Here is a 25,539-nt window from a genome sequence, read left to right as displayed (position 1 = left end):
CCACCTCCCCATATATCACCCGCACACAAAAAAGGATGCCGCCTAAAGGCAGCATCCCCTCCCATTATTTTTCTTCCACGAACTGGACATCTTTCAGCTTATAGATGCCATCAGTGCCGATGGAGAAGCCTCTGATTTTATTGCTGACGCCCGTTAGGTATTCCGTATGGATCAAGTATGCCATCGGAGCGTCTTCGATTAAGTGCTCTTGTACTTTATTGTAGATTTTGATGCGCTCATCCGGATCTGATTCGCGGCGGCCTTGTTCGAGAAGCTTGTCGACTTCCGGATTTTCATAGAATGAACGGTTTCCTGGGTCACCCTTTTGGGATGAGTGGAACAGTGCGTACAATCCGTAGTCGGCGTCTCCTGTCGGGTTGGACCAGCCAAGGATGAACATTTCATGCTCGCCGTTTGCTGTTTTATCGAGGTAGGCGCCGAATTCCATCACTTCAATGCTCACTTCGACATTGACCTTCTTCAATTCATCCTGCAATAGGACTGCAATTTGTTGACGCTGTGGATTGTCGTTCGTCCAGATGGAAGATTTGAAGCCATTCTCATAGCCCGCTTCCTTCAGAAGTTTTTTCGCTTCTTCCACATTGTACTCAATCGGTTTTGCATCTTTGTTAAAGCCGAAGATTCCAGGGGCAAGAGGCCCTATTGCAGGCACTCCGAAACCGTCGTACACCCCTTCGCTAATATCGTCTTTATTCACAAGCATGGAGATTGCCCTACGAACTTTTGGATCATTGAATGGTTCTTTTTCGGTGTTGAACCCTAAATATGCAAGGCTGGATGATGCTTTTTGGTTGATTTTCGCGTAGCTGCCTTCATTGATGCCGGCGACTTCATTTGGTTGGACTGGATCTGCGATATGAACGTAGCCTGTTTCGAGGTCTGCGTTACGGACCGCACTTTCAGGGACGACTTTGAACGTCACTGTGTCCACATGCGCTTTGTCCCCCCAGTAGTCTTCGTTTTTGGAGAGTTTGATTTCTGCTCCAGGCGTCCAGCTTTCAAATTTGAAATAGCCTGTTCCTACAGGGTTTGTCGCAATGACGGAACCTGCTGCCTCACCGGCTTTCATAGCCGCATAATCCGCCTCGATCGACTTCGGACTTACCATGCTGCCACCGTTATGTGAAAGGTGGGCGAGCAAAGGAGCAAATGGATATTCCGTTTTGATTTGTACGGTATGCTCGTCTTTTACGATGATGTCAGTGATCATTTCATATAGGAAATAGCGTGGTGATGCAACATCCGGATCAAGGACGCGCTCCAAGTTCATTTTCACGACTTCCGCGTTGAAAGGCTCTCCATCATGGAATTTGACGCCTTTGCGGAGTGTGAATTCATACGTTTTATCATCGAGGGCTTCCCATTTTTCAGCAAGGCCTTCGATAATTTTATTATTGTCATCCCGCTTCACAAGCGTTTCATAAATGTTCGCCTGGATAACGGAAGACGGCACGTCATTGGAACCAGCCGGGTCCAAAGAAGATGCATCCGATAGAACCGCGAGCACCAAGTCCCCGCCTTCAATCCCTTTCCCTTTGCCTTCGTCAATATCCGTCCCCGATCCACTTTCCGAAGAAGATGAACCACCCCCAGAACATGCAGCAAGAATCATCGACAAAGCGAAAGCAAGAACAAACAGCCACTTTACATTGCCATTTTTCTTCATGTGTGTTCCCCCCGTTTGTTTTTAACATATTACATTTCCGGCAGATTAATAGGATTTGTAATAGTCAGATGCAATATAGCACACAATATGGAAAGTGACAATACAAATTCTGAATAATTGCTATTATTACACTTTTAAATGAAAATTTTCGGGTTTTTAAATAAATTCACTTTCTGAAAGAAAGATGGATGCAAAACAGTTACCTTACCGGTCTATCATTTAAAAATCATATTATTTTAAATAAAACGAAAACAATGATAAAAAGGATTCCTCAAAACGCCTATTCGTGATATGCTACTGTCAATATACTGATTTTTCATAGAAAACAAAATAGGGGATGGTGTTCAAACATGGTTCAGCATACACCTGTTGCACAAATCGGGCAGAAACGGTCAAGTCCGAGAATCGAAGCATACAAAGCTTTTTGGCGCAGACTCCGCAAAAATAAAGCGGCAGTTGTCGGAGGTGTCCTGGTCATATTTTTCGTTTTGACGGGGATATTCGGTCCATTCATGACATCGATGGATCCAAACACGACTCAGATTGCGAATAAACTGAAGCCGCCTTCCGCAGAGCATTGGTTCGGCACGGACAATTACGGGCGTGACATTTTCACGCGGATTATCCATGGAATGGGGATCACGATGAAGGTCGGCTTCTTTTCAGTTGCGCTCGGTGGTGTGGTCGGTGTCTTCCTCGGTATCATTTCCGGTTACTATGGCGGGAAGCTGGACACGATCATCATGCGGATCATGGACATCCTGCTCGCATTTCCGGGCATCCTTCTTGCACTTGCCATCGTTTCGGTGCTCGGCGGCAGCATACAGAACGTCATCATCGCGGTGGGTGTCTTCTCCGTTCCTGCATTCGCCAGGATCGTGCGCGGGTCGACACTATCTGTACGAAAGCTCGAGTACATCGACGCGGTTAAAGCGTTGGGGGCGAAAGACGGGCGAATCATTTTCAAGCATATTTTGCCGAATGTGCTTTCACCGATTATCGTCCAGTTGACGCTGCGGATTGCGACGGCTGTCTTGACGGCAAGCGGGCTTGCATTCCTCGGCCTTGGTGCGAAGCCGCCGACTCCGGAATGGGGCGCGATGCTCAGTGAGGGAAGGCAATATATGCAACAGGCGCCGCATCTTGTTTTATTCCCGGGCGTCATGATCGTCATTGTCGTGTTGGCATTCAATATTTTTGGGGACGGGCTGCGGGATGCGCTTGATCCGAAGATGAATAAGTGATGGAGGGGGCATATATATGTCGAAATTCATTATAAGGCGCCTGCTCCAGACGATTCCGGTCTTGTTTGGCGTATCAATTCTTGTGTTTTCAATGATGTATTTGATACCTGGGGACCCGGCGCAGATCATGGCGGGGGAGGGGGCATCCCCGAAGACGGTGGAGCAGATCCGGGAAAAGCTCGGGTTGAATGAACCGGCACCTACGCAATACCTCAAGTATATGAAGAATGTCGTCCAAGGGGATCTCGGAAATTCCGTCCGGAGCGGCCGTGCCGTCACGGATGAAATAAAGGCGCGTTTTTGGACGACTGTAGAGCTGTCCTTTTACGCGACAATTCTTGCCGTATTTCTAGGGCTGATTGCGGGCATCATTTCGGCTGTCCGCCATTATACATGGTCCGATATCTCAATAATGATTGTCGCGCTTTTCGGCCTGTCCATGCCGAATTTCTGGTTCGGGCTCATGTTGATCCAGTGGTTCGCGCTAGGTCCGGATTGGATGCCGGAATTCATGAAAATGCGTCCTTCGGGATGGGGGGAAGATTGGCGACAGCTGCTTTTGCCCGTCATCACACTCGGAACTGGGGGAGCAGCAATCATCGCGCGGATGACCCGTTCATCGATGCTTGAAGTAATCGGACAGGATTATATCCGTACGGCGAGGGCGAAAGGGATGGGGGAGCGTGTCGTTATTTATCGCCATGCACTGAAAAACGCATTGATTCCCGTCATCACGGTTGTCGGACTTGAGTTCGGTGGTTTTCTTGGCGGCGCTGTTTTAACGGAATCGGTTTTTGCAATCAACGGCATGGGACGTCTGACGATCGACGCGATCCGGACGCGGGATTTCCCGATTGTTCAGGGAGCCGTCCTCGTCATTTCATTTCTGTTCGTGTTTGTGAATTTGCTCGTCGATATATCGTATCGCATTTTGAACAAGCGTATCGATTTGAACTGATAGGGGGGTGTTTTACATGGTAACGGATTTATTGGAAGTGCGGGATCTCCGCACATCCTTTTATACGGATGACGGGGAAGTGAAGGCGGTCGACGGCGTCAGTTTCACGCTTCCGGAGGGGAAGACTCTCGGGATTGTCGGAGAGTCGGGTTCGGGCAAAAGCATTACGGCGCTTTCGATATTGAAGCTTCTTGCGAACAACGGCAAGATCATCGGGGGCAAAGTCAGATTCAAAGGGGAGGATCTCCTGTCCTATTCGGATAAGCAAATGCGGGATATTCGTGGAAACGCGATCTCGATGATCTTCCAGGAGCCAATGACATCGTTGAACCCGGTGTTCACGGTCGGCCAGCAGATCAGCGAGTCGCTAATGAAACACCAGGATATGTGGAAGAGAGCGGCGCAAATGAAATCGATCGAGTTGTTGAAACTCGTCGGAATCCCTTCGCCGGATAAGCGCGTGAAGCAATATCCATATGAATTGTCGGGGGGCATGCGGCAGCGGGTCATGATTGCAATGGCGCTTGCTTGCAATCCGGAAATTTTAATTGCCGATGAACCGACGACTGCGCTCGACGTGACAATTCAAGCGCAGATTCTTAGGCTCATCCGTGATTTACAGAAGCGGCTCGGCATGTCGGTCATCATGATTACGCATGACCTCGGTGTCGTTGCGGAAACATGCGAATTTGTTGCCGTTATGTACGCGGGGCAAGTCGTGGAATATTCGGATGTCGTGACGCTTTTCCAGAAGCCGAAACATCCGTATACGATTGGGTTGATGAATTCATTGCCGAGGCATGATGTGGAGCTTGAGAAGCTGGAGTCGATCCGCGGGAATGTGCCGAATCCGAAAGAGATGCCATCGGGCTGCAGGTTTGCGCCGAGATGCCCGGCGGCGACGGATCTATGCAGGAACGTAATGCCGGACCTGTTTAAGGATGATGCGGGGAACGACGTGCGCTGCTGGATTTATTCGGAAAAATGGGAAGGCGAATCGGAGGTGGTTGTCTATGGCGAAAAAAGAATTGCTCAAAGTCGAGGGGCTGAAACAATACTTTCCGATTAAAGGCGGAATGATGGGTCGCACAATCAACCATGTGAAAGCGGTCGATGATATCAGTTTTACGATTTACGAAGGGGAGACGGTGAGCATCGTCGGGGAGTCCGGTTGCGGGAAGTCGACGACGGGCCGCGCGATCCTCAGGTTGGAAGAACCGACTGAAGGTGTTGTCACATTCAATGGGCATGAGCTGACGTCGCTGTCGAAACGGGAAATGAGGAAGCAACGGAAGGATTTACAGATCATTTTCCAGGATCCGTACGCCTCCATCAACCCGCGCCAAACCGTGGCGGATGTCCTTAACGAAGCGATGACGATCCAGAATGTGCTGCCACCGAGGGAAAGAAGGGCACGAATCATCGAGTTGCTCGAAACGGTCGGGTTGAATGAATACCAGGCGGACCGCTATCCGCATGAATTCTCAGGTGGGCAGCGGCAGCGCATCGGGATTGCCCGGGCATTATCGGTCAATCCGAAGCTCATCATATGCGATGAAGCCGTTTCCGCATTGGACGTGTCGATTCAAGCCCAAGTGCTGAACTTGCTGCAGGATTTGCAAAGGGAGTTCAAATTGACGTATTTATTCATATCCCATGACTTAGGTGTCGTCCGCCATATTTCAGACCGGGTCATTGTCATGTATTTAGGGAAGATTGTCGAAATCGGCGATAAATATTCGATTTTCGAAAATCCAAAGCATCCATACACGCAAGCCTTGCTTTCAGCGATTCCGGTGCCAGATCCGACACGTGAGAAAAAGCACATCGTCCTGACGGGGGATGTCCCTTCGCCGATCGACCCGCCGGAAGGGTGCCGTTTCCATACGCGCTGCCCGTTCGCACAGGAAAAGTGCAAGGTCGATGTGCCTGTATTGCGCACACATGAATCGATGATCAAAGGCCATAAAGCGGCGTGCCATTTCGTCGAGGAGATCGAAAACGGCGAGCTGCATGTAAAAGGGTTTGAGGAAGCGGTGTTTTAGAGTGTGTTGGTGCCACCAGGCTGATATTTTATTCGTGAAAATCAATAACACCGCCCATCATTTGATAGGCGGTGTTTCATTATTAATTGGAACTTTCTTCTTCAAGTGCTTCCACTTCATCTTCAATTTCTTCGCTCGGCGCTTCAATCTGGATTTCATCGACTTGAACTTCTTCATTCACCCTGAATTTACTGATTTCCATTTTCAATTCAGTCGCCAAGTCGTGCAATGTATCTGTTGTCGCAACCATTTCTTCCATTGAGGCAAGCTGCTCTTCCATGGATGCCGCGATATTTTGCGTATGGCCGGATGATACTTCAAGCGACTGGACGGTGTCGTGGGTCGACGCCAATATCTGTTCGGAGCCGGCCGAAATTTCCTGGACCGTTGCGGAAACGGATTGGACATTATCCGAGATGTTCGCGATTTTCGACATGATGCTTCCGAACGTTTTACCGGCATCATTGACGATGACCGTTTCGCGCTCAACGTCGGAAAACACTTTCGCCATCGCCTCGACAGATTGACGGGAACCGTTTTGCATTTCAGTGATGAGCGCACGGATCTGATTCGCGGAAGTGGCAGATTGCTCCGCTAGGTTTCGCACTTCGCTTGCAACGACGCTGAACCCTTTGCCGGCGTCCCCCGCACGAGCCGCTTCGATGGCGGCGTTCAATGCGAGAAGGTTGATTTGACTGGAAATGTCGGTGATCATGCCGATGATCTTCTCGATTTCAGATGAACGGATATGCATCGTTTCCGTAATTTTCATTGATGCCTGTACAGATTCGTTGATCGTATGGATGCCCTCAATCGAGTCGGTGATCAGCTGGCTTCCTTGTTCTGCTGCTTCCGACACTTCCAATGTCTCTTCCGCCACTTTTGAAGTGGAATCCGCAATGTCCTGGATGCCGGCCGTTATCTGTTCAAGTGCCGTCAGATTTTGATTGGCTGCTACGGAAAGTGATTCGCTTGACGTCGAAACTTCCTGCGTTGCGACGGTCGATTGGTTCACAACTTCGCTCATCTGCTCGGCGCTGGATGCCAATTCACTGGACGAATTGACGACATTGTCCGCCGCCGTATTTACATGCTTGATCATACTGCTCAGTTCATTTTTCATATGCTCGAAGCTATGGGCAAGACGCCCGATTTCATCCTGACTCTTCAGTTGAACCGTTTGCGTCAAGTCGCCCTGCGCGATAACTTCGGTGAAACGTACCAACTCCTGAAGAGGGTTCGTAATCCTTCGAGATATAATAGAAGGAATTGCGACGCCAAGAATGCTGCCAAGTACAATAAGAGATATGGTAACGATGATGTTTGTCCGTTGCAGATCGGTGATCGACGACGCATCCTGGCTCACGACAATCACTGAATCCGACTCCGGAATCGGGTAATAAAGGGATTTATGTACGCCGTACTCATCTTTGTAGACGCCGCTGAACAATGCTTCGCCCTTTTCAAGTGCCCGGTTATGGTCCGCGTTGAAAGCCTGCGGTACCAAATAATCGGTGGAATCTGAGAAGGCGAGGAGCATATCTCCGCCGTCCACAATGCTATGTACTGAGATATTTTCCACACCGCTTTTTTTCTTCTCGCCATTGATGATGTGCAAAACCTGGTTATGCGCATTCTTATCCTGCAATGCGCGATTGACGAGCCGTCCCGTCACTTTCTCCTTCACACCATCCATCGTGGTGCTCAGCGACTTCTCAAACTCCGGCATGACATTCACTTCCACAATGCGCATCGACGTGTAATAAAACACAAATCCGAACAGCATCGTAAGAAGATAAATAGGAATCAAAGTCCCTAGAATAATTTTCTTCCGAACGCTTCCTTTTTGCCTAAACAAAGAAGTTCCCCCTGACTGAATCTAAAGTAGTGAAAATAGAAAGAATAGTGCTTCCCTCATTATACCTACAAAAATATGAAAATACTATCACTAAATAGATTTTTGTGTTTGTTATGTCTTTGACTGTTCAGCGACTTTTTTGAATAGGTCTATACTCTTATGAAGTTTCAATAATATGATACAATTGTATAAAGGGAAAACTATGAATTTGGGGGTTGTGATCAAATGCTTTCAAATATTAATAAACGAAGAAAGTTGACGGCTTATTTGGAGAAGGAATCGAATTCCTACCCGGAAGTATTTGAAAATTCACCCGATATCCTGCTTTTTGTGGTGGACCTGAAAGGTGTCATTGTGAATGTCCGTGGTGGGACAAACCAATTACTGGGTATGGATCCGAAAGAAGTCATTGGAAAAAAGTACCTAGATTTTGTTTTTAAGGAAGATTTGCAGAAAGTGGGAGACTATTTCGCCGAAGTGTTGAAAGGAGAAAAGCTATATATAAACTATCGTGTGCTGGATAGGAAAGGCAAAATCCTCCCGGTAGATGTTACGCTTACCCCGATTCAATTGGCGGATGGCGAAGTGATCGGTTTTTACGGATTGGCGCATAATATGTCCAGCGAGTATCAGTTGGAGGAAAAGATCCAGGAATTGCAGGGACGGCTTCAGTCGTTGATTCGCCATTCCCATGAAGTCATCGGAATTTTGGATGCGGAAGGGACTTTCGTTTTTGAAAGCCCATCCATTGAGTCCATTCTCGGTTATACGGTGGAGGAAATCACAGGACGGAAAAGCTTTGATTATATACATCCAGACGACTTGCCGATCGTCAAAAGAAACTTTACCGAGATTCGTAAACGGCCTAACACCCCATTTACGATAGAACTTCGCTTGCGGCATAAAAATGGGGAGTGGAGGAACTTCACTGTCGTTTGTACAAACTTGCTCGATAATCCGACTGTGAATGGCATAGTTTGTAATTTCCATGACATCACCGATATCAAAAAGCAAGAGCGGGAAATCAATTATATGGCCTACCATGATTTTTTGACGGCATTGCCGAATCGGCGCGCCTTTGAAGAGAAGCTGAACCTCGAAATCAGGTTGGCGAACGTAGACGATCGGAAATTTGCCGTCCTCATATTCAATTTGAACGGTTTCAAGTATTTAAATGATACATTCGGACATGATATCGGCGATCTTTTATTGAAGGAAGTTGCTAAAAAAGTACCCCATGCACTTGCTGGTGATATCGAAATGATGGCGAGAATCGGCGGGGACGAGTTCGCCATTTTAACGGCCAACCTTCAATCCGAGGAGAATGTCGAGAGGATTGCAAAAACAATTTTACACCTATTTGAGCAGCCGTTTGAAGTGAAAAGCTATGAGCTTTATCTGACGACGAGCATCGGGATCAGCATCTATCCCGAATCCGGCGACGACTCGGGCACTCTTATGAAGAATGCAGGGCTCGGGGTCTACCTCGCGAAAAAAGGCGGGCATCATACGTATCGAATCTATTCCCCTTCCGCCAACGTCGAGACGTACAAATTATTTTATTTGCGGAATGAACTGCAGTACGCTTTGCATAATGATCAATTCCTCGTTTATTATCAACCGATCGTCCAGGCGGGTACGGACGAGATTGTGACGGTGGAGGCGCTTATCCGGTGGAATCATCCGGTCTGGGGAATCGTCAGGCCGGACGAATTCATCCCGCTGGCAGAGGAATCGGGGTTGATCATAAAGATCGGCGAGTGGGTGTTGAAAACGGTATGCCGGAAATTGCGGGAGTGGCATGATGCCGGGTATATGGTGAAAGGCTCCGTCAATCTTTCATTGACCCAATTTCTGCAGGCCGACTTGATCGGCGTAATTGAAAGGATCTTACACGAAAATGGGCTGGATCCGGAATGGCTGATCCTTGAAATTACGGAAACCGCGATGTGGGTGCAAAAAGATAAGGCGTTGGAGAAAATTGCCCAACTACGTGCACTTGGAATAACCATATCGCTCGATGATTTCGGTGCAGGATATGCGTCATTTAAAAATCTATTGGAAATCAAACCGGATACATTGAAAATCGATCGCTCCATAGTGAAAAATATACCCGAAGATAAGGATAGTACAGAAATTTTGACGTCCCTCATTCAACTTGCCCATCGGCTTTCCATACTCGTCGTCGTGGAAGGCGTGGAAACGGAAGAACAGAAGGAATTTGTATTGGGACTGGAAGTCGATAGGATGCAAGGTTATTTATTCAGCAGACCGGTTTCTGAAGAAAATATGCAGAAATTATTGGAGAGGACGGCGAAACCGGAGATCGAAACGGCCCTCGGGAAAGAGCGCAGGAAATATTTCAGAATCGATTTCCCATACCCGCTCGAAGCGATGATGACAATTTCGGAACTGAACGGGAAAAAAGTGCAGTTAGGGAACACGAAAGTCTTGGTGGAAAATCTCGGGCCCGGAGGTTTGCGTTTCTTATCGACCATCAAGCTGCCTGTAGGTTCGGATATGACCCTGAAGTTCCAAACGACGATTGAAGAAGAAGAGATGATATTATACGGAAAGATCATCCATGAGTCCGAGTTCAAAGAGCTGAATCGATACGGCGTCGAATTTCATATCGATGAGGAGGGCAGGGAGCACCTGATTAAAAGCTTCAATCAGCTGCAACTCCAGTTACGAAAAAACCCCCTCCCGCCTGGCTACAATTTTCACACAGAAAATGTGTCTGCCTATTTTGAATAAAATTCAGAATAAAGTGTCGGTGCCTATGCGGCGGATAATTTAGACAATACACTCCAATTGTATATGGGAAATTAAAAAGCCAATCAACTCAACGGTCGATTGGTTTTTGCACGTTTATTTATTCATCAGGTTGAATTGTCATAATTGCACCGTGCACCGGCACCGGCACAATTCCGGCTCAATTCTCTTCGTCGGAGTAGTCGCCGCGAAGTTGTCTTCTATTTTTCTCTAGTAGTTGCTCGAAATAGGATTTCGGTTTTTCGGTGTCTTGTTCATGTTGTGGAGCGTCTTGCATGATTTCCGGGTTTACTTCCGAAATGTCCTTCGCATCCTTATACAATGACAATGCATACCGGTCCATGTCAACGTCCACCGTAAGCCGCGTCATTTCTTGCGTTACAACCGGTTTCGGAGTTTCCACTTGAACAGGGGACTCGAATGTTTCAATCTGGCTCTCTACTTTCTGTGCAGCATCGTTCTGTTGCTCAATAATGGTTTTCAGCCTAGTAAACCATTCCTGACGCTCTTTTAAATGTGCGGCATAGCCAAGTGAATCTTTACGTAACGGGGTGTAAGGAGCATGATAAAAACGAATGAGATGTCTCGGGTTCGTATTGTCGTCAATGATGATCTCAAGGTCCAGGGACGTGATTTTGTCGACCGGTTGACTGGCTGGAGTCCCCATCACCGTTCCTTCCTCCTTTAATTTATTCAATAGGAAGTTGGTGAAATGTGTATCTCTTTGAACCGATGCAGTTTCATAATTATCTTCTTTGAGATTGATCGCTAAAATATCGGAATAGTTATAGGTCTTGATTAGGTATGGCATATTGACATACGCTTTTGTGACCCTTTCACCCTTTTTCGTGTCGGGCATCCATAAATGGATCTTTTCCCGCTGTTCATCGATTGCGATTTTGGATAATAGATCGTAAGAGGTGGAAGACTTATATTTATGGAAATCGGACTGACCCGGTTGGAATGTTTGAAGGAATTCCAACTGCGTTTTTTTACGTTTATCTTCAGCTTGCTGCGCGATGCCCAAAATGAATAATGCCGCTAGGATACAAGCGACCAATGCGATGATGCCAAGCCCGAATGACTGGTTGTAAAAAAAGTAACCAAGCAAAACGAAACCAAGAAACGGGGCAGTACACCCGATACCAGTGAATAAATTTGTTAGTTTAGATGGCATAATTGAATCCTCCCGTAAACAACCATTGTATATGCTTACGGACGATTATGAAATAGGTTTCGTTTTTGCGGTTATATTCGGTTCAAATCAGGGTATAGCAAGCTTTATTGATGGAAGAACAGGAGTGTCAGGATTGGAAAAAGGAAATTTATTATTGATAATATCATTATTTTTAAATGCATTGTTGATTGGAACGGGAGGTTATGTTGTACATAAGATTGGCGGAGTTGAATTTGTGAAGACAAAAATACAATCCACGCCTCCCGTGAAAAGGGATGCCGCATATTATTTTACGAAAAAAAGCGTTTTCGAGCATTCTGCAGCGAGTGATGTGGATATTGCGTTCATCGGGGACAGCATTACCGATTACGGGGAGTTCCAGGAGTATTTCCCTGACGACGTTGTGTTGAATCGGGGAATCAGGAATGATGTGGCGAAAGGCGTATTGGATCGGCTTCAGGAAGTGGTCGACCGGGATCCGAAAGTGGCCTATTTGATGATCGGCGTCAATGATATCCGGTATGGAACGGATGCCAAGGATTATGAAAGTAGCGTCAATGCGATTGTCGAATCATTCGCAGGGAAGGAAACCAAGCTTTTCATTCAATCCATATTGCCCGTGAATAACGGGATTTTCGGGAATGAAGTATCCAATAAAAAAGTGAAGCAATTCAATGATATATTAAAGCGGATTGCGGATGAAAATGAAATCGAGTATATCGATCTGCATCCGAGTTTCACCGATAAGAGCGGTCAACTGGATAAGAAGTTCACGGTTGATGGGCTTCATTTAAACGGAAAAGGATATGACGTTTGGGTGGAGAGGCTGCGTACTAAATGAAAAAGCTGAACCCCGTGAGGGTCCAGCTTTTTTACGTTGGTATCGGTTCCGATTTCTTCTTCGGTGAAAATCCGCCAAGCAGCAGTTTTCCATGCGGCAGCAATTTATTAATTAAAATAGAAACGATGATCGGAACGAATAGCCCGATGGCCGTGAATCCGATTAGGCCATATGTGAAGTAATCGTTCAAAATGATGTCTGCGAATATATGCAAATACATAATGGAAAGCGAGTGCTGCTCGATTTTCCGCAGCCAGCTGAGCGACAACCGTGCTGTGATAAACTGGAATGCGCCCACCAACAGAATCGTGAAGGATAGGGGGATGACCAAATCCAATAAGAAATGGTCATACCGTAAAAACTTCATGCTGAGCCGGTAGTCAATGACTTTGAAGCTATCGAGCAGGACGGCTGTCACACTGACGGTGAATGCCGCGGCCATCCATCGTTTCGAAATACCCATCCAAAAATCTTTCAAGTAATACCCGATGGCGAAATAGACAATGGCCATTAGGGCGACATCGATATTCCAAATCATCGGAATCGATTGCGCCGCCTCAGACGGTTTTCCGCCAATGACATGCATGGCGAAGATGCTTTCGAAGTGCGCAATGATATAGAAAATGGCGAGAATGACGAACTGCTTCTTCCGATTAAATTTTTTCGTCAGCCATAAGAAAAACAAATATGTGAAAAATAACGTCGTCACAAACCAAAAGACCCCGTACGCTCCGCGAATAAAACGACCGCCGACGGCAAGCGTCCATAAGTCATTGAGATACCATGACAACTCCCGGTTGCCTGAACCGATTTCCATCCCGTAACGGATCAGCGTAATGCTGACCAGGAAAAACAGGTAAGGGACGATCAATTGCATAAAACGCTTGTGAATTGTCGGCTTCATAAGTCCTTTTTCAAAAACCGGCTTGAAAAACAAACCGCTCAAAATGAAAAAAGCGGGCATATGAAACCAATAAATATATTTCGCGAGTGGAAAATCAAGTTCTCCCGGATAATGCCCAATCACGACAAGAATCATCAGAAACCCTTTCGTTACATCCACCCACGTCAACCGTTTCTTCTTCATGAACAAACACCTCTAACTAAATATGCTGCTATTATATACCCCATTTCTAAGCTTTTATCGATTTGTAACAGCATTGATAACTAATTGAAAGAAAGCTGGTAAAAATCGGTGCCTGTGCAGCACACTATTCAGATAATGCACTACAATTGCATGAAGAAAAATACAAATGCGATAAAATCAGGAGTCCATCAGAGTTAAAGTGTATTTTTATTCAGGGAACCGAATTATCATAATTGCACCTTGCACAGGCACCGAAACAATTCTGACTATGCACTACAATTGTATAAAATAAAAGAAGAAGCTAACCATATCAATCTTTGGTTGGCTTCAATCTGCATTTATATAACTATTGTTGAATTGTCATAAATGTATGGTGCACAGGCACCGCTTAAAGTTCCTTTGCCATTTAATATCAAGATAAAAGTATTTATTGCCAATGTTTTATGTCTAAAAAGCTATTATTTACAGTATTTAACATTGTAATTTCAACAAAAAAGCTATATTGTAATAAAGTACTAAAAGTAGATGACTGTTTTCCGAAATGAAAGCGGATTCATTTAAAAATCAAATTTTCAGAGGGGAAGTGTTTTACATGTATGAATTGTATAATAATTTAATTGACAGCTTCAGTACGTGGTTATATAGCTACATACTTATTATTCTTTTGATCGTTGCTGGTCTTTATTTCACTATCCGTACGAAGTTCGTCCAATTCCGTCTATTCAAGGAATCCATTAAACTTGTTGCAGAACCGAAAGAGGACAAAAGCTCGATTTCAGCGTTCGAAGCGTTAATGGTTTCGACTGCATCCCGTGTCGGCGTCGGAAATATTGCCGGCGTTTCGACAGCAATTGTGCTCGGCGGGGCAGGTTCCGTATTCTGGATGTGGGTAATCGCGATCATTGGTGGCGCGTCCGCGTTCATCGAGAGCACGCTCGCACAGATCTATAAAAAGCGGGATAAGGATGGCGGCTCTTACGGGGGTCCTGCGTACTACATCCAAGCGGCGCTGAAAAGCAGATTTCTAGGTGTCGTTTTCGCTGTTGCCCTCATTTTGACCTATATGGGCGGATTCAATATGGTTGCTTCCTTCAACATTGCGTCTGCGTTTGAAGGGTACAGCTTCTACAATTCGTCGACACCGCTTATCGTTGGAGCGATTTTGGCGCTTCTGACAGGCTTGAGTATTTTCAAAGGCGGAAAAACATTAAGTAAAATTACGAGCATCATCGTTCCGGTCATGGCGATTGCCTATATCGGCGTGGCGTTGATCATGGTCATCATGCATTTGAACCTTGTTCCGGCGATGTTCGTTGACATCTTTACATCTGCATTTGATTTCAAATCGGCATTCGGCGGTTTCGCCGGCTCCGTCATCATGTACGGTATTAAACGTGGCCTTTATTCCAACGAGGCGGGTGTCGGTTCTGCACCGAACGCAGCTGCAGCAGCAAGCGTATCCCACCCGGCGAAGCAAGGTCTTGTCCAAATGCTGTCGGTGTTCATCGATACGTTACTGATCTGTTCGGCAACAGCTTTCATGCTCTTAAGCTCAGGCGTCGTGCCGACTGAAGACATGGCGGGCGTTCCTTACGCACAAGCGGCCCTATCATCGACATTCGGTGAATTCGGTATTTGGTTCATCACGTTTGCGTTGTTCTGCTTTGCGTTTACGTCGCTGATCGGGAACTTCTTCTATGCAGAATCAAATCTGAAGTATTTGAATAAAAAAGAAGTCGGCAAGACAGGTCTTACGCTCTTCAGACTGGCTGCGGTCGTCATCGTCTTCTTCGGCGCGCAACTTGATTTCTCGGTTGCATGGAACACAGCTGACGTCCTGATGGGCATCATGGCATTGATCAACATACCGATCATCTTGATCCTCGGTGGAACTGCGTTCAAATGTCTTGACGATTATACGAGACAGAAGAAGGAAGGGAAAAACCCTGTCTTCAAGGCGAAATCGATTGATCTTAAAGAGAAAACGGATTTCTGGAATTAAGAGTGAGGGATCTACATGTATCCAATCGTTCGTGTGAATAAAAAGCATTTGCTTGAAAATATCCGTGCTGTCACGGCGCTTTGCGTAGCGAAGAAGATTGCTGTGACAGGCGTGACGAAAGTGTTCGGAGGGGACCCGGAAATCGCGGCGGTCTATGTCGAGGGCGGCATTACAAGACTTGGGGACTCACGGGTCGATAATTTGAAGCTGCTCAAAGGGCTGGATGCGGAGAAATGGCTCATCCGCCCGCCGATGATGAGTGAAGTGAACGACCTCGTCACGTACGCGGACGCTTCACTCAATTCGGAGCTTGCGACGATCCAGGCAATCAATGACGCCGCGATTGCAAAAGGGAAGGTCCACAAGGTGATTTTGATGGTAGACCTTGGCGATATCCGCGAAGGGTTCATCGATCATGAGGAGCTTATTGATGTTGCGAGGAAGACAGAGGAAATGGAAGGTGTCCATTTGTATGGCATCGGGGTCAACTTGACATGCTTTTCTTTCATCCAATCCGATTCGGAGAAGATGGCGGCGCTTGCGGAGCTTTCGAAAACGGTCGGCGAGAGGATCGGCAGGGAATTGGAAGTTGTCAGCGGCGGAAATTCCGCAACTCTCGACTTGATGATGAAAGGCGGAGTGAGCGAAGGCGTGAACAATTTGCGCCTCGGCGAATCCCTTTTGTTCGGCAAGGAGCGCGCCAACTACACATTTCTGCCGGGAACGCGTAAAGATGTGTTCACATTGGAATGCGAAATCGTCGAGCTCAAAGAGAAGCCATCCGTTCCGTGGGGGACAGTCGGCGTCGATTCGTACGGCAACAGCCCGACATTCACGGACCGGGGCATGCGGTTGAAGGCAATCTGTGCGCTCGGGAAACAGGACTTCGATGTCGAAACATCTGTGCCTGTCGACGAAAACATCATCATCCTAGGCGCCAGCTCCGACCACCTCATGCTCGACGTCACCGACAGCAAGAGGGGATATAAGGTCGGCGAGACCATCCAACTCCAACTCGGCTACTTCTCCACCATGCGAGCCTTCACCTCCCGCTACGTCCGGAAAGTCTACATGGATTAAGTAGGTGCCTGTGCACGACACATTTATGACAATTCAATTTTAATCATTTTTATACAGAGAGAGGCCATCCGAAGATTGAATCGGATGGCCTCTCTCATTTTTTATACAATTGCAGTGCATAGTCAGAATTGTTTGCTGCACAGGCACCATATTTACCTCACTATAAAATCATAGGAGGAAATGCGTTTTTTCTTTAGGCGTGCGTAGTCGAACATGTCGTCCAGTCCTTCAATCGGCATTTCGCTGAGCAGGTTGCCTGTCCTTAAGTCGTAGGTGTCGATTGCGTATGTGTCGGATGATTGATGATAGCGGAAGAAGTGGAGCTTGCCGTCACGGAAATATATTTGCTCGGACATTTTCAATTGTCCCTGGCTCGCTCCTTCAAGGGTGAAGGCGAGACGGACTTCTCCGGTTTTCGAATCGAGCGTATATACGTCCCCAATTCCATCAGCATAGTAGAAGACGCCTTCATGGATTGTGGCGGCGTTCCGGAGGTTATAGGGAAGGCGGATGATGTACTCTTTGATGTCCTTGTAAGTAGTTAATGGAAACGTCTCGATGTCCTTCGTCTTTTCGTGGATGCGGTACACATCGCTTGTCAGCTTTTCCGTGTCGGCCATTAAAAGATAATAAAAGTCGCCTTCTTTGAGAATGGATGCCAATCCGATCCGTTCGCCAATCGGGCCGAGCGATACAATTTCATCCAGCTGGATATCTTTTTGAAGGGGCATCTTTTGCAATGAAATGTGGGTCTCGTCACCGATCACCATCAGCAGATTCCCGTCTGCCTTGCCGGACATTTGTAAATAATGGGGGATGTGGATTGTTTCGAAGCCGTCTTCATTTCCAAACCGAATGTTGGATGCATAGCCGCCATCCTCGGTGAAGCCAGAGTTATAGACGCTGTAAAATTGACCGTCCTTATCATTGAAAGCCGTCAACTCACCGGTATGCTCTTCCGTCGGCATGGTGAACGTTTTGCTCCCATTCAAATCGTTCAAATAGAGATGGCTGCGGTCCGCCAAAAAGAATGCATCCTTTGTTGCAAACACCGTTCCAAGTTCAAGGCCATGCATTTTCCACAGCTTCGATTTTCCATCCTGATCCACAAAAACCGCAAAGCTGAGGCCATCCTTATTCTTGTCCTGATCCGCAGTCGTTGAGAAATAAAGGATTGCTGCAGTATTCGTCAATAAATCGGAATTGTGAAAGTCATCCGCGGAAAGAAGCCCCACCGGCTGTAGGCGGCTAAACGTCTTATAGGTAGTTCCTGCGACCACGATGAACAAGGCGATGATACAAATCATCATCCATTTCTTCTCCATACTCCGAAACCTCCTTAGCTGAATAAAGGGGCTGGCCTTGAACGGACAGCCCCATTGTAAGAATCAATTGCGTCTCGGTGATATCAGATTTGGCGGACGAATCTTGTCTGTTTAGCGTCACGGATATCCCGAGGGTAGACGCCAAAGCCTTTATTTACATCCAAATCCAGTCCGCCATGCAAGAAGTATGCTGACCAGATGAGTTTGGAGCAGTTTTTCGCACCTAGATGTCCCGTGCGGCGGTTGTTCATGAAGTTCAACGAGTACGGCTGTCCAATTTGGGTATACGCCCAGTTTGCCGCATTTTGCTTGACCGCTTCCGTTGTGGAAACGGATTTCACAACTGCCCCTTTTTCTACCATCTTGACGTTGGCGGAAATGCTGCGAACGCCGGTTGGGAAGATCGATTCCACAATCGTGTTGCTGGAATAGTATAACCCGACATGACCGTGGTTTACGAAGGCTGTCGAGGCCGGTGTATAGAAGAAATCACCGGTATCGCTCGGACCGATAATATAGTTTGCAGATCCTCCGCCTTGAGTCTTGACACTTTTGCCGAAATGCTCGGCCAACAGCTTCGTCATTTCAATGGACAATTGGTTTTGTTTCACCATTTCCTTGGTCTGCTTCTCGTGCAATCTTGATGAAAGGACGGGCTCCTCGACGGAAGCATTAGGTTGAATCGTTACCATTACATCTTTATGTTGCTGGACTGCTGAAGCGCGGAAAGGGGACTGAACACCGATAACGAGAATTCCTGCCAATGCCATTGCAATGAATCTTTTCACGTTACTCGCTCCTTTTGCGAAGGCAACTGGCCAGTTTGCCTTCAAAATGTATGTTGTCCAACATACATCTACTATAACATGGATATTTTAATAGTTAAAATTTTGGGAAAATAATTGATTTGCACGGAATTCTTGTATATTATTGAATGAAAAGCCGGGAACCTTTTGTGTATATGCAAAGATTAACGCGGCTTGCTAGGTAAATAGGCGGTATTCTTGATGAAATGATCAAAAACTTAATAGAACAAATTGCGGAGTGGATTTTCCCTATCGTGATGGAAGAATCATTTGCCTGTCCACAAAACAAGTACTAAAGAATGAAAATTAACAATAAACAGAATTCATGTTGTGTACAACAATAAAGTTACGTACAATGGTGGAAAGGAAGAAAAGAGGTGCCCACATGCACATCGGCAGTCGGATAAGGAGGCTGCGGGAGAGTCGAAACCTTACACAAAAGGACGCAAGCTCCGGAATCATATCAACTTCCCACTATAGCAATATTGAAAGCGGCCGTTTTGAACCATCCAGCGATGTACTCGAAATGCTTGCCGAACGGCTAGATGTGCCAATTGCCTATTTCCAGCGAGTTCATGAAGATGATGCTGATCTACAAAAATTATTAACGGAGTATGAGGAGCTGCTATCTTCGGATTTGAAGGGAATCCAGAATTTTCATAACAATCATTGCAAGCAATTTGCATATATCTCCTCCATCCATCAGGAAATCCTGTTTGATTTATTGAAATACACCGAACTAGTAAAAGTAGGCAAAATTGCAGAAGCGCAAGCTTACTACTCCTCAGAAATCGCCTACATCCCACAAACATTCTTCGAAAACGCCAGCAGGCTACTCCTTGAAAAATATACGTTCATATCAGGGCTGTTTTACTATTTTAACAAAGACTACGAGGCAAGCATTTCCCATTTTCAAGACGCTCTCCACTTGACGAGAGAGGAATCCCTTTCGGCTAAAATCAATTACAATATTTCTTTGGCGCTTTACAAGCTATATGATTATGGCACCGCACATGTCTATGCGATGCGTGCGAAGCATCAGTATATCCACTTGCATAATTGGGCGAAGTCCGGAGATTGCTATAATCTGATCGCGGTACTCTACCTCGAACAGTATAAGACGAAAGAAGCGAGAAAGTATATTGACAAGGGATTCAGTGTATTGAGGATCCCGATGACCGAGACGCATGGACGGCTTTACCATAACCTGGCTTTTGTGCTGATGGAAGAAAATGAGTATGCACAAGCGCTGAAAACAATCAATCAAGCCATTGAAATGAAAAAACAGTTGAAGTGCAAAACCCTCTTCGACTCACATCTTCTGAAATTAAGGATTTTATTCCAGCATGGTGACCTGTTGGCGTTACGGGAAAGTATTAACCGGTTGCAAAGTGAGATCGAGAATGAGTTAGAACAGGCCAATGTCGACTATTTTGAAGGTAAGCTATACTACGATCTAGGTGAATACGATCTGTATGAACGGAAAATGACAAACTGCATCCACCAACTGCATGCAAATGAAGACTGGAAGAAACTGAAGGATGCCGCCCGCCACATCTCGCTTTATTATGAATCAATCAAAAAATACAAAAACGCATACAAATTCCAGGAGCTTTGCATCGAAGCATACGAGCGGTTAACGATGGAGGTGAAAGGAGGTGTAGAATAATGAGGGGGAAAGTCTTGATGATCTGCCTCGTCCTCGGTTTAGCAGTAGTCGCTCCATCGATGAATACGGCAAGCGCCAGCGATTTCGTCACAAATGGCCAACCGGATGTCGGCCCGCCGCATGGCGCCAAAGCGTAAAAAGATTGTCAAGTAAACTTTTACAAGCACGTAAATCAGCAATCGGATGTACGTGCTTTTTTTTTGCCTGCAAATAGTCGTAACAAATGGATTATCGTAATACAGTTACTATAGAAGGCAAGTTCTCTGGATTGGCTGCGTAGTCTTGGATGAAGAAATAAATAGGAGGAGAACAATTGACGTGTACAAATTGCGGGAATAAGCATGCGAATGGACGGTTTTGCGGAAGTTGCGGCATGAGGATAGCGGAAACAGGGGAAGTCTTTCAAGATGGACAGACGGTCGTTGATGCGACTGTGGTGAATGCAGAATCAAACGTTCATCTGGAAAATGTGGGCAATCTGACGAAGGAATACTGGTCCTATTTTGTGCAGCACTTGAAACATCCATCGCTCAGTCTGACAACGAAGAACGATGAATTCAGGAACGGCTTCATTTCTTTGCTTCTCTATGCAATCATCTTTGGCCTATCATTTTTCACGGCACTTAAAGGAATGGCACTCGAATCGATTGGCGCGGATGGAAGCCCCTCGTTTTCATCGGTTTTCTTGAATGTGGCCGGATTTGTGGCGATTTGCATCGCAATCATATCATTCGGGCTTTTCATTATCGGAAAGAACTTTGGACCTGCCTATCCATTTAAACAGACATTGACGTTATACGGCGCACACTCCCTGCCGGCCATCGTCATCGTCGCAGTCGCGCTGTTTTTGCTGCTGATGAAATCCTATTGGTATGGAATCTTCCTGCTGATCCTTAGTTTCATCTATATCCTCATGCTATCGCCAGGTTATGTCATAAGCGTCCTCCTATCCAAAAAACCAAAAGGAATCGACCCGCTCCACGGTTACGCAGCCTACACTGTCTTCGTCATCATCCTATTCGGCCTCCTATTCAAACTCCTCGTCGACTCCACCGTCGGCACCTACCTGGCAGAACTAAAAGCAATGCTGTGAATTGTGTGTAAGTTGTGTGGGTGCCTGTGCAAGGCACATTTATGACAATTCGGTTTTAGTTATATCCATACAGAGAGAGGCCATCCGAAGTTTGACACGGATGGCCTCTCAATATTTTTTATACAATTGTAGTGCATAGTCAGAATAGTTTGTTGCACAGGCACCGGGAAGAAGGGTAATAATAAGGAATGCATCCATAATGGTGCATTCCTTTTTTTCATTTTTGAATTGTGTAAGAGAACGTTTTGAATACTCGTGGCATTTCATCGGCACTGCTGGCTGAAGCCGTATTACCTTGAACTGACATGCCTAAAACAATCGCTAGTAAAAGAATCGATACAACTTTTTTCATTATATATCCTCCCAGTTTTCTATTTTTCTATAAATATAGCCATATCTATTTGCTTCTCGATAGAAAATAGATGATAGCTTATATTTCCTATTATTATAGTACCACTCCGCTAGCGAAATGCAATATTTATGAATATATCTGAAGTTTTGAATATCTTTGAAGTGTTGAATCGCCGCTTCTGCAATTTCTACAGACAATCCCTCTTTACTATGCAGCGATTTATAGAGACCGAAATGATGCAAATAAGAAATTTGATTTTCATCAGCTAATTGATTATACAATGCAATCCCTTTCTCAGCCCAATAATTAACAAGTTCCTTTTTCTCCGTTTTTGAATATTCCTCGATTAAGGAGAGAATTGTAATCAGCTTTTCAGATGGATCTGTTTTATGGTCGATACTTTTATTATAGTACTCGATAGCCTGCTTGCTATTTCCCATGCTACTATTCAGAGTACCAAGATTATGATAAATAATCCCTTTTTCGTTAGGCAAATTAAAGTCTTCGCTAATTTGCATTGCTTTTGAATATGCTTCCAGAGCGTCTTGGAATTTATCGCTTCTCTTATAAGAAATTCCGATAAGAATATAGCAGTCTGACACTCTACTCATCATTAGATTTTCCCGGAAAAAATTAAGTGCACGTCTAGCATGATCAATGGAATTGAATGTATGCCCATCAGCCATATAAAACACAGAAATTATATAATTAAATTCAGCTTTTTCCCATTCTCCAATAGGTAATGACTCTAGCTTATCGAGGATTAACTCAAAATATTGTATGGCCATTTTTCGATTGCCAGTATTGTAGTAGTAAAGCCCTTTGTTTAATTGAAATAAATAAAGTTGATATGCATCAAAATTATCACTAGACTCTTCAAGTAATTCAATTTCTTGTTTGAGTTTTTCTGAATCAAATCTTAGTATCAAATTAAATCGAAAAGTAATTAGCGAATAAGTGAAATGTAACGAATCGTTTTCAAATAGGGGAACGTTTTGCTTAAGATACTCTAATTTTTCTTTCGTGAAATTTAAATCTCTCTCTGTCATTACTTCACGATAGGTCTCCATCAACATCTTCTCAAACTCAATTTCCGTTTCCTCATCGGTCTCCTGCAATTTCTCCGGGTCCATCCCCAGCCGCTCCATCAGCATTTCCGCAATGTCATCGCTTGGTTCGATCTGGTTCCGTTCGATTTTTGATAAATAGGAAGGCGTACAAATCCCTTTGGCCAGGACAACTTGCTTCATGTCTTGCCGTACACGCTCCGCACGTATCAAATGACCTATTTTCATCTGCCATCCCTCGCTTTATCTATCTAATCCTAATTTACAGTATAAAGCACAAACATGCAAAGTGAGAAACTTTTCCTGAAAAAGCGAAAAAAAACGCGGTTATTGAAAAAAATGTCCCAACCGGTTATACTTCTTTGGGAGGACTTCGCATGATATATTATAGTTAATAGTCCCACGCCATGGAGGTTCATCTAAATAAAACAGTACAAAAGGAGTGTGAAGGGGATGACGACTGCAAGGACTGAAGTAAGATGCGATATGGAATTCCTGGACATCGAGATCATGAAGATGAAGATGGAGCTCTTACAATTTGTTAAGAAGATGCAATCCAATGGTTTATTGAAATCTGTTGATTACGATGAATTGACGAATACGCTGAAATCAAATGAATGATATTGGATAGGAAGGTGACTGACATTCTGAGGAGTGCTTCAGTCATCTTTTTGATTATATACGAATAAAAGCATCAAATTATGAAAGTATGTTATGAAATAAGCAGCAGTGCACCTAAATGAAGACCTCAAACAGGCCGATTGCCATCAATAGAATGCCTCCGATGCGCTCCGCCTGTTGCCCAAGCCAGCTTGTACCGATATGTTCTCCCAGCCGGACGCCAAGCATGATGGAAATGAATGAAAAAATACCGATCGCTACTGAAGTCAAATACGGCTCCACACCAGTTATGCCTGCGCCAAAGCCGATGGAAAGGCAATTGAGGGCAAGGATGAAGCCTAAAACAATGGACTCCTTCCAATGGATGGAGTCCATTTTGTTCGTACACCCCTGGGAAGGGCTTGATGATTTTATGACAACCCAAAGGCCAAGTAAGATCAGCAGTATTCCGCCAATCAGGTTAGATGCGGATTTGGAAAGGACATCGGCTAACATGCCCCCGGCAAAAATGGAAACGAATGCACAACCTGTGGAAATGAATGAAATGATAAAGTTAAAACGAAATGGAATCCGGTTGGCGCGTAACCCGTAAGCTATACTGATCCCCAAATTATCGATATTAGCCGCCGTTGCAATGATCAAGATGGTGATTAATTTCATGGAGAATCCCTCCGTGCAAAAGTCTATCTCTTATGTATATGACTGGCGTAAGCGGCAGGATGGGCGCACAAAAAAACCGTTTCGAAGTGAATTCCAACTTCGAAACGGCTTATTAGGAACCTCTCGTCCTTTTCACGCCGATGATCATGAGCCCGACCGCGCTTGCGATATTGAGCAGAACGCCAGTGATGAGCAACATCCATTCAAAGACGTTGGGAAGCGAGAGGGTTAATGATAAAATGAGCGATACTGAGCCGATGACTAGCAGGAGCATCAGTAACGGTATTCTGTTTTGCATCCGAATGCCTCCTTTTGCGAGAACTGCGCATCTTTAAGCGTAGACTAACTGCTTTATGAATGCAATGGGATTCGTTGTTATGCGCCGTTTTAGCGTTTTATGAGCTTTTGCGGAGATTTATGCGTTTCTGCAGCGGTTTATGCGCCGAGAATGGCATTTATGCGTGAATTTCGTGGTTTATGCGTGATTCAATGAAAAAAGGTGGTCCCTTCCATTAAGGGGCCGCCTTTTTGAGCGTTTTTCTTCTTTTATTCCCCGTTGCCTTCCTTCAAAGGGACAAGGTCGAAGATGTCATGGTCTTCGAAGGCGTCGATGAGACGGTCTAGCCATTCGTAGTAGTCGCGCACGTATTGAAGCTTGCTGATGTCCTTTTCAACGGTCGCTTTCAATTCTTCACTGATGTCGGGATTGTTTTTCAACTGTTGCAGTTCGCGCAGCGATTTCCTGACGGCGACGGACTGGAGTGAAATGGATCTGCGCCATTTGATGGAAAATAGATTGATAAAGCTCTGGTACCAATCATCTTTCACTTGATACAAGTCTTTGCGGACGCCGCGGACCCATGCCCGCTCGACCAATTTCAGTTCTGCGAGCGCCCGTACGGAAGTGCTCATGCTTGTTTTGCTCATGCCGAGTTCTTCGGTCATGTCGTCCAATGTCATCGGTTCATCATGGAAGAACATCGTGCCGTATTGTCTGCCGGCTGAAGCTGTAAGTCCGTATAGATGTATGTTTTGCGCGATTGTCTCGATAATCCGCTCGCGTGCTTTGTCGAGTGTTTCTTTACCTTCCATAGTGCTTTCCCTCCGCTGTCCGGGAATTAATTTCCCAATCACTAACCTAAGCGTATTATACCCGCATTTCAAGTGTAACGATAAGTTTAAACTTTGTACA

General features: G+C 45.5%; 23 protein-coding genes. 12 read left to right on the top strand and 11 right to left on the bottom strand.

Annotated elements, in window-relative coordinates:
• Positions 1-64 precede the first annotated feature (64 nt).
• Entirely contained in the window at positions 65-1,687 is a 1,623-nt protein-coding gene (locus tag ACFPTP_RS13700; protein WP_381445875.1) for a glutathione ABC transporter substrate-binding protein, read from the bottom strand.
• A 350-nt stretch (positions 1,688-2,037) separates the two neighbouring features.
• Here ACFPTP_RS13700 and nikC point away from each other — a divergent pair, with 350 nt between their 5' ends.
• From nikC to ACFPTP_RS13680, 4 genes are read left to right on the top strand one after another with little or no spacing between them, the layout of a single operon-like run.
• Entirely contained in the window at positions 2,038-2,931 is an 894-nt protein-coding gene (gene nikC, locus ACFPTP_RS13695) for a nickel transporter permease (protein WP_381445873.1), read from the top strand.
• Between the two features lie 16 nt (positions 2,932-2,947).
• Positions 2,948-3,889, top strand: a complete 942-nt coding sequence (locus ACFPTP_RS13690) for an ABC transporter permease (RefSeq protein WP_381445870.1) — start codon at positions 2,948-2,950, stop codon at positions 3,887-3,889.
• A 16-nt stretch (positions 3,890-3,905) separates the two neighbouring features.
• Positions 3,906-4,958 carry an ABC transporter ATP-binding protein gene (locus ACFPTP_RS13685; RefSeq protein WP_381445867.1) on the top strand — a complete coding sequence of 351 codons (1,053 nt, stop codon included), beginning with the start codon at positions 3,906-3,908 and terminating at the stop codon, positions 4,956-4,958.
• Positions 4,903-5,934, top strand: coding sequence for an ABC transporter ATP-binding protein (locus tag ACFPTP_RS13680; protein ID WP_381445865.1), 1,032 nt, complete (start codon positions 4,903-4,905; stop codon positions 5,932-5,934). The genes ACFPTP_RS13685 and ACFPTP_RS13680 overlap by 56 nt, the downstream gene beginning before the upstream one ends.
• A gap of 82 nt (positions 5,935-6,016) precedes the next feature.
• On the opposite strand, the gene ACFPTP_RS13675 is transcribed toward ACFPTP_RS13680, so the two are convergent.
• Positions 6,017-7,792: a methyl-accepting chemotaxis protein gene (locus ACFPTP_RS13675; RefSeq protein ID WP_381445863.1), complete on the bottom strand. Its 1,776-nt coding sequence runs from the start codon at positions 7,790-7,792 to the stop codon at positions 6,017-6,019.
• A 225-nt stretch (positions 7,793-8,017) separates the two neighbouring features.
• On the opposite strand from ACFPTP_RS13675, the gene ACFPTP_RS13670 reads away from it, so the two are divergent.
• Positions 8,018-10,549 carry an EAL domain-containing protein gene (locus ACFPTP_RS13670; protein ID WP_381445861.1) on the top strand — a complete coding sequence of 844 codons (2,532 nt, stop codon included), beginning with the start codon at positions 8,018-8,020 and terminating at the stop codon, positions 10,547-10,549.
• A 178-nt stretch (positions 10,550-10,727) separates the two neighbouring features.
• On the opposite strand, the gene ACFPTP_RS13665 is transcribed toward ACFPTP_RS13670, so the two are convergent.
• Positions 10,728-11,744, bottom strand: coding sequence for a hypothetical protein (locus ACFPTP_RS13665; RefSeq protein ID WP_381445859.1), 1,017 nt, complete (start codon positions 11,742-11,744; stop codon positions 10,728-10,730).
• A gap of 133 nt (positions 11,745-11,877) precedes the next feature.
• Here ACFPTP_RS13665 and ACFPTP_RS13660 point away from each other — a divergent pair, with 133 nt between their 5' ends.
• Positions 11,878-12,585, top strand: coding sequence for a GDSL-type esterase/lipase family protein (locus ACFPTP_RS13660; protein WP_381445857.1), 708 nt, complete (start codon positions 11,878-11,880; stop codon positions 12,583-12,585).
• A gap of 31 nt (positions 12,586-12,616) precedes the next feature.
• Here ACFPTP_RS13660 and ACFPTP_RS13655 read toward each other — a convergent pair whose 3' ends face one another.
• Positions 12,617-13,672 carry an acyltransferase family protein gene (locus tag ACFPTP_RS13655; protein WP_381445855.1) on the bottom strand — a complete coding sequence of 352 codons (1,056 nt, stop codon included), beginning with the start codon at positions 13,670-13,672 and terminating at the stop codon, positions 12,617-12,619.
• 592 nt (positions 13,673-14,264) lie between these two features.
• Between ACFPTP_RS13655 and ACFPTP_RS13650 the strand changes: the two genes are divergently transcribed.
• Together ACFPTP_RS13650 and ACFPTP_RS13645 are read left to right on the top strand one after the other, a co-directional pair.
• The gene (locus ACFPTP_RS13650; RefSeq protein WP_381445853.1) at positions 14,265-15,674 is read left to right on the top strand and encodes an alanine/glycine:cation symporter family protein; all 1,410 of its coding nucleotides are present in this window, start codon (positions 14,265-14,267) and stop codon (positions 15,672-15,674) included.
• 15 nt (positions 15,675-15,689) lie between these two features.
• The gene (locus ACFPTP_RS13645; RefSeq protein WP_381445851.1) at positions 15,690-16,754 is read left to right on the top strand and encodes an alanine/ornithine racemase family PLP-dependent enzyme; all 1,065 of its coding nucleotides are present in this window, start codon (positions 15,690-15,692) and stop codon (positions 16,752-16,754) included.
• 152 nt (positions 16,755-16,906) lie between these two features.
• Here the strand turns inward: ACFPTP_RS13645 and ACFPTP_RS13640 are convergent, their stop codons facing one another.
• Positions 16,907-18,079 (bottom strand): hypothetical protein, encoded by a 1,173-nt coding sequence (locus ACFPTP_RS13640; protein ID WP_381445849.1) that lies wholly within the window; start codon positions 18,077-18,079, stop codon positions 16,907-16,909.
• Between the two features lie 83 nt (positions 18,080-18,162).
• Positions 18,163-18,867: a YiiX/YebB-like N1pC/P60 family cysteine hydrolase gene (locus ACFPTP_RS13635; protein WP_381445847.1), complete on the bottom strand. Its 705-nt coding sequence runs from the start codon at positions 18,865-18,867 to the stop codon at positions 18,163-18,165.
• 403 nt (positions 18,868-19,270) lie between these two features.
• Here ACFPTP_RS13635 and ACFPTP_RS13630 point away from each other — a divergent pair, with 403 nt between their 5' ends.
• The 3 genes from ACFPTP_RS13630 to ACFPTP_RS13620 all read left to right on the top strand — a co-directional run bounded on the left by ACFPTP_RS13630 (position 19,271) and on the right by ACFPTP_RS13620 (position 21,647).
• Positions 19,271-20,554 (top strand): helix-turn-helix domain-containing protein, encoded by a 1,284-nt coding sequence (locus ACFPTP_RS13630; protein ID WP_381445845.1) that lies wholly within the window; start codon positions 19,271-19,273, stop codon positions 20,552-20,554.
• Complete coding sequence (locus tag ACFPTP_RS13625; protein WP_381445843.1) at positions 20,554-20,691, top strand: hypothetical protein; 138 nt, start codon at positions 20,554-20,556, stop codon at positions 20,689-20,691. Before ACFPTP_RS13630 ends, ACFPTP_RS13625 begins: the two co-directional genes overlap by 1 nt.
• Positions 20,692-20,867: 176 nt before the next feature.
• On the top strand, positions 20,868-21,647 hold the full coding sequence (locus ACFPTP_RS13620; RefSeq protein ID WP_381445840.1) for a hypothetical protein: 780 nt from the start codon (positions 20,868-20,870) through the stop codon (positions 21,645-21,647).
• Between the two features lie 217 nt (positions 21,648-21,864).
• Here ACFPTP_RS13620 and ACFPTP_RS13615 read toward each other — a convergent pair whose 3' ends face one another.
• Positions 21,865-21,999: a hypothetical protein gene (locus ACFPTP_RS13615; protein WP_381445838.1), complete on the bottom strand. Its 135-nt coding sequence runs from the start codon at positions 21,997-21,999 to the stop codon at positions 21,865-21,867.
• Positions 21,999-23,294 (bottom strand): tetratricopeptide repeat protein, encoded by a 1,296-nt coding sequence (locus ACFPTP_RS13610; protein ID WP_381445836.1) that lies wholly within the window; start codon positions 23,292-23,294, stop codon positions 21,999-22,001. Before ACFPTP_RS13610 ends, ACFPTP_RS13615 begins: the two co-directional genes overlap by 1 nt.
• A 225-nt stretch (positions 23,295-23,519) precedes the next feature.
• Between ACFPTP_RS13610 and ACFPTP_RS13605 the strand changes: the two genes are divergently transcribed.
• A complete protein-coding gene (locus ACFPTP_RS13605; protein ID WP_381445834.1) occupies positions 23,520-23,687 on the top strand; it encodes a hypothetical protein in 168 nt (55 codons plus the stop codon).
• A 114-nt stretch (positions 23,688-23,801) separates the two neighbouring features.
• Here ACFPTP_RS13605 and ACFPTP_RS13600 read toward each other — a convergent pair whose 3' ends face one another.
• The 3 genes from ACFPTP_RS13600 to ACFPTP_RS13590 all read right to left on the bottom strand — a co-directional run bounded on the left by ACFPTP_RS13600 (position 23,802) and on the right by ACFPTP_RS13590 (position 25,439).
• The gene (locus ACFPTP_RS13600) at positions 23,802-24,347 is read right to left on the bottom strand and encodes a manganese efflux pump MntP (protein WP_381445832.1); all 546 of its coding nucleotides are present in this window, start codon (positions 24,345-24,347) and stop codon (positions 23,802-23,804) included.
• Between the two features lie 112 nt (positions 24,348-24,459).
• A complete protein-coding gene (locus ACFPTP_RS13595; protein WP_381445830.1) occupies positions 24,460-24,645 on the bottom strand; it encodes a hypothetical protein in 186 nt (61 codons plus the stop codon).
• A gap of 248 nt (positions 24,646-24,893) precedes the next feature.
• Positions 24,894-25,439, bottom strand: coding sequence for a GbsR/MarR family transcriptional regulator (locus ACFPTP_RS13590; RefSeq protein WP_381445828.1), 546 nt, complete (start codon positions 25,437-25,439; stop codon positions 24,894-24,896).
• Positions 25,440-25,539: the final 100 nt, after the last annotated feature.

This window comes from Sporosarcina koreensis (genome assembly GCF_042655825.1).
Classification (GTDB): domain Bacteria; phylum Bacillota; class Bacilli; order Bacillales_A; family Planococcaceae; genus Sporosarcina; species Sporosarcina koreensis.
The sequence above is the reverse complement of the archived record's forward strand: the minus strand, read 5'-3'. Positions and strand labels throughout refer to the sequence as shown.

Excerpts from the sequence above, each read along its gene's own strand:
- ACFPTP_RS13670 (WP_381445861.1), top strand. The coding sequence starts at position 8,018 with ATGCTTTCAAATATTAATAAACGAAGAAAGTTGACGGCTTATTTGGAG.
- ACFPTP_RS13680 (WP_381445865.1), top strand. The coding sequence starts at position 4,903 with ATGGCGAAAAAAGAATTGCTCAAAGTCGAGGGGCTGAAACAATACTTT.
- ACFPTP_RS13690 (WP_381445870.1), top strand. The coding sequence starts at position 2,948 with ATGTCGAAATTCATTATAAGGCGCCTGCTCCAGACGATTCCGGTCTTG.
- ACFPTP_RS13615 (WP_381445838.1), bottom strand. The coding sequence starts at position 21,999 with ATGAAAAAAGTTGTATCGATTCTTTTACTAGCGATTGTTTTAGGCATG.
- ACFPTP_RS13640 (WP_381445849.1), bottom strand. The coding sequence starts at position 18,079 with ATGGAGAAGAAATGGATGATGATTTGTATCATCGCCTTGTTCATCGTG.
- ACFPTP_RS13655 (WP_381445855.1), bottom strand. The coding sequence starts at position 13,672 with ATGAAGAAGAAACGGTTGACGTGGGTGGATGTAACGAAAGGGTTTCTG.
- ACFPTP_RS13685 (WP_381445867.1), top strand. The coding sequence starts at position 3,906 with ATGGTAACGGATTTATTGGAAGTGCGGGATCTCCGCACATCCTTTTAT.
- ACFPTP_RS13665 (WP_381445859.1), bottom strand. The coding sequence starts at position 11,744 with ATGCCATCTAAACTAACAAATTTATTCACTGGTATCGGGTGTACTGCC.
- nikC (WP_381445873.1), top strand. The coding sequence starts at position 2,038 with ATGGTTCAGCATACACCTGTTGCACAAATCGGGCAGAAACGGTCAAGT.
- ACFPTP_RS13610 (WP_381445836.1), bottom strand. The coding sequence starts at position 23,294 with ATGAAAATAGGTCATTTGATACGTGCGGAGCGTGTACGGCAAGACATG.
- ACFPTP_RS13630 (WP_381445845.1), top strand. The coding sequence starts at position 19,271 with ATGCACATCGGCAGTCGGATAAGGAGGCTGCGGGAGAGTCGAAACCTT.
- ACFPTP_RS13645 (WP_381445851.1), top strand. The coding sequence starts at position 15,690 with ATGTATCCAATCGTTCGTGTGAATAAAAAGCATTTGCTTGAAAATATC.
- ACFPTP_RS13600 (WP_381445832.1), bottom strand. The coding sequence starts at position 24,347 with ATGAAATTAATCACCATCTTGATCATTGCAACGGCGGCTAATATCGAT.
- ACFPTP_RS13650 (WP_381445853.1), top strand. The coding sequence starts at position 14,265 with ATGTATGAATTGTATAATAATTTAATTGACAGCTTCAGTACGTGGTTA.
- ACFPTP_RS13595 (WP_381445830.1), bottom strand. The coding sequence starts at position 24,645 with ATGCAAAACAGAATACCGTTACTGATGCTCCTGCTAGTCATCGGCTCA.
- ACFPTP_RS13625 (WP_381445843.1), top strand. The coding sequence starts at position 20,554 with ATGAGGGGGAAAGTCTTGATGATCTGCCTCGTCCTCGGTTTAGCAGTA.
- ACFPTP_RS13700 (WP_381445875.1), bottom strand. The coding sequence starts at position 1,687 with ATGAAGAAAAATGGCAATGTAAAGTGGCTGTTTGTTCTTGCTTTCGCT.
- ACFPTP_RS13605 (WP_381445834.1), top strand. The coding sequence starts at position 23,520 with ATGACGACTGCAAGGACTGAAGTAAGATGCGATATGGAATTCCTGGAC.
- ACFPTP_RS13590 (WP_381445828.1), bottom strand. The coding sequence starts at position 25,439 with ATGGAAGGTAAAGAAACACTCGACAAAGCACGCGAGCGGATTATCGAG.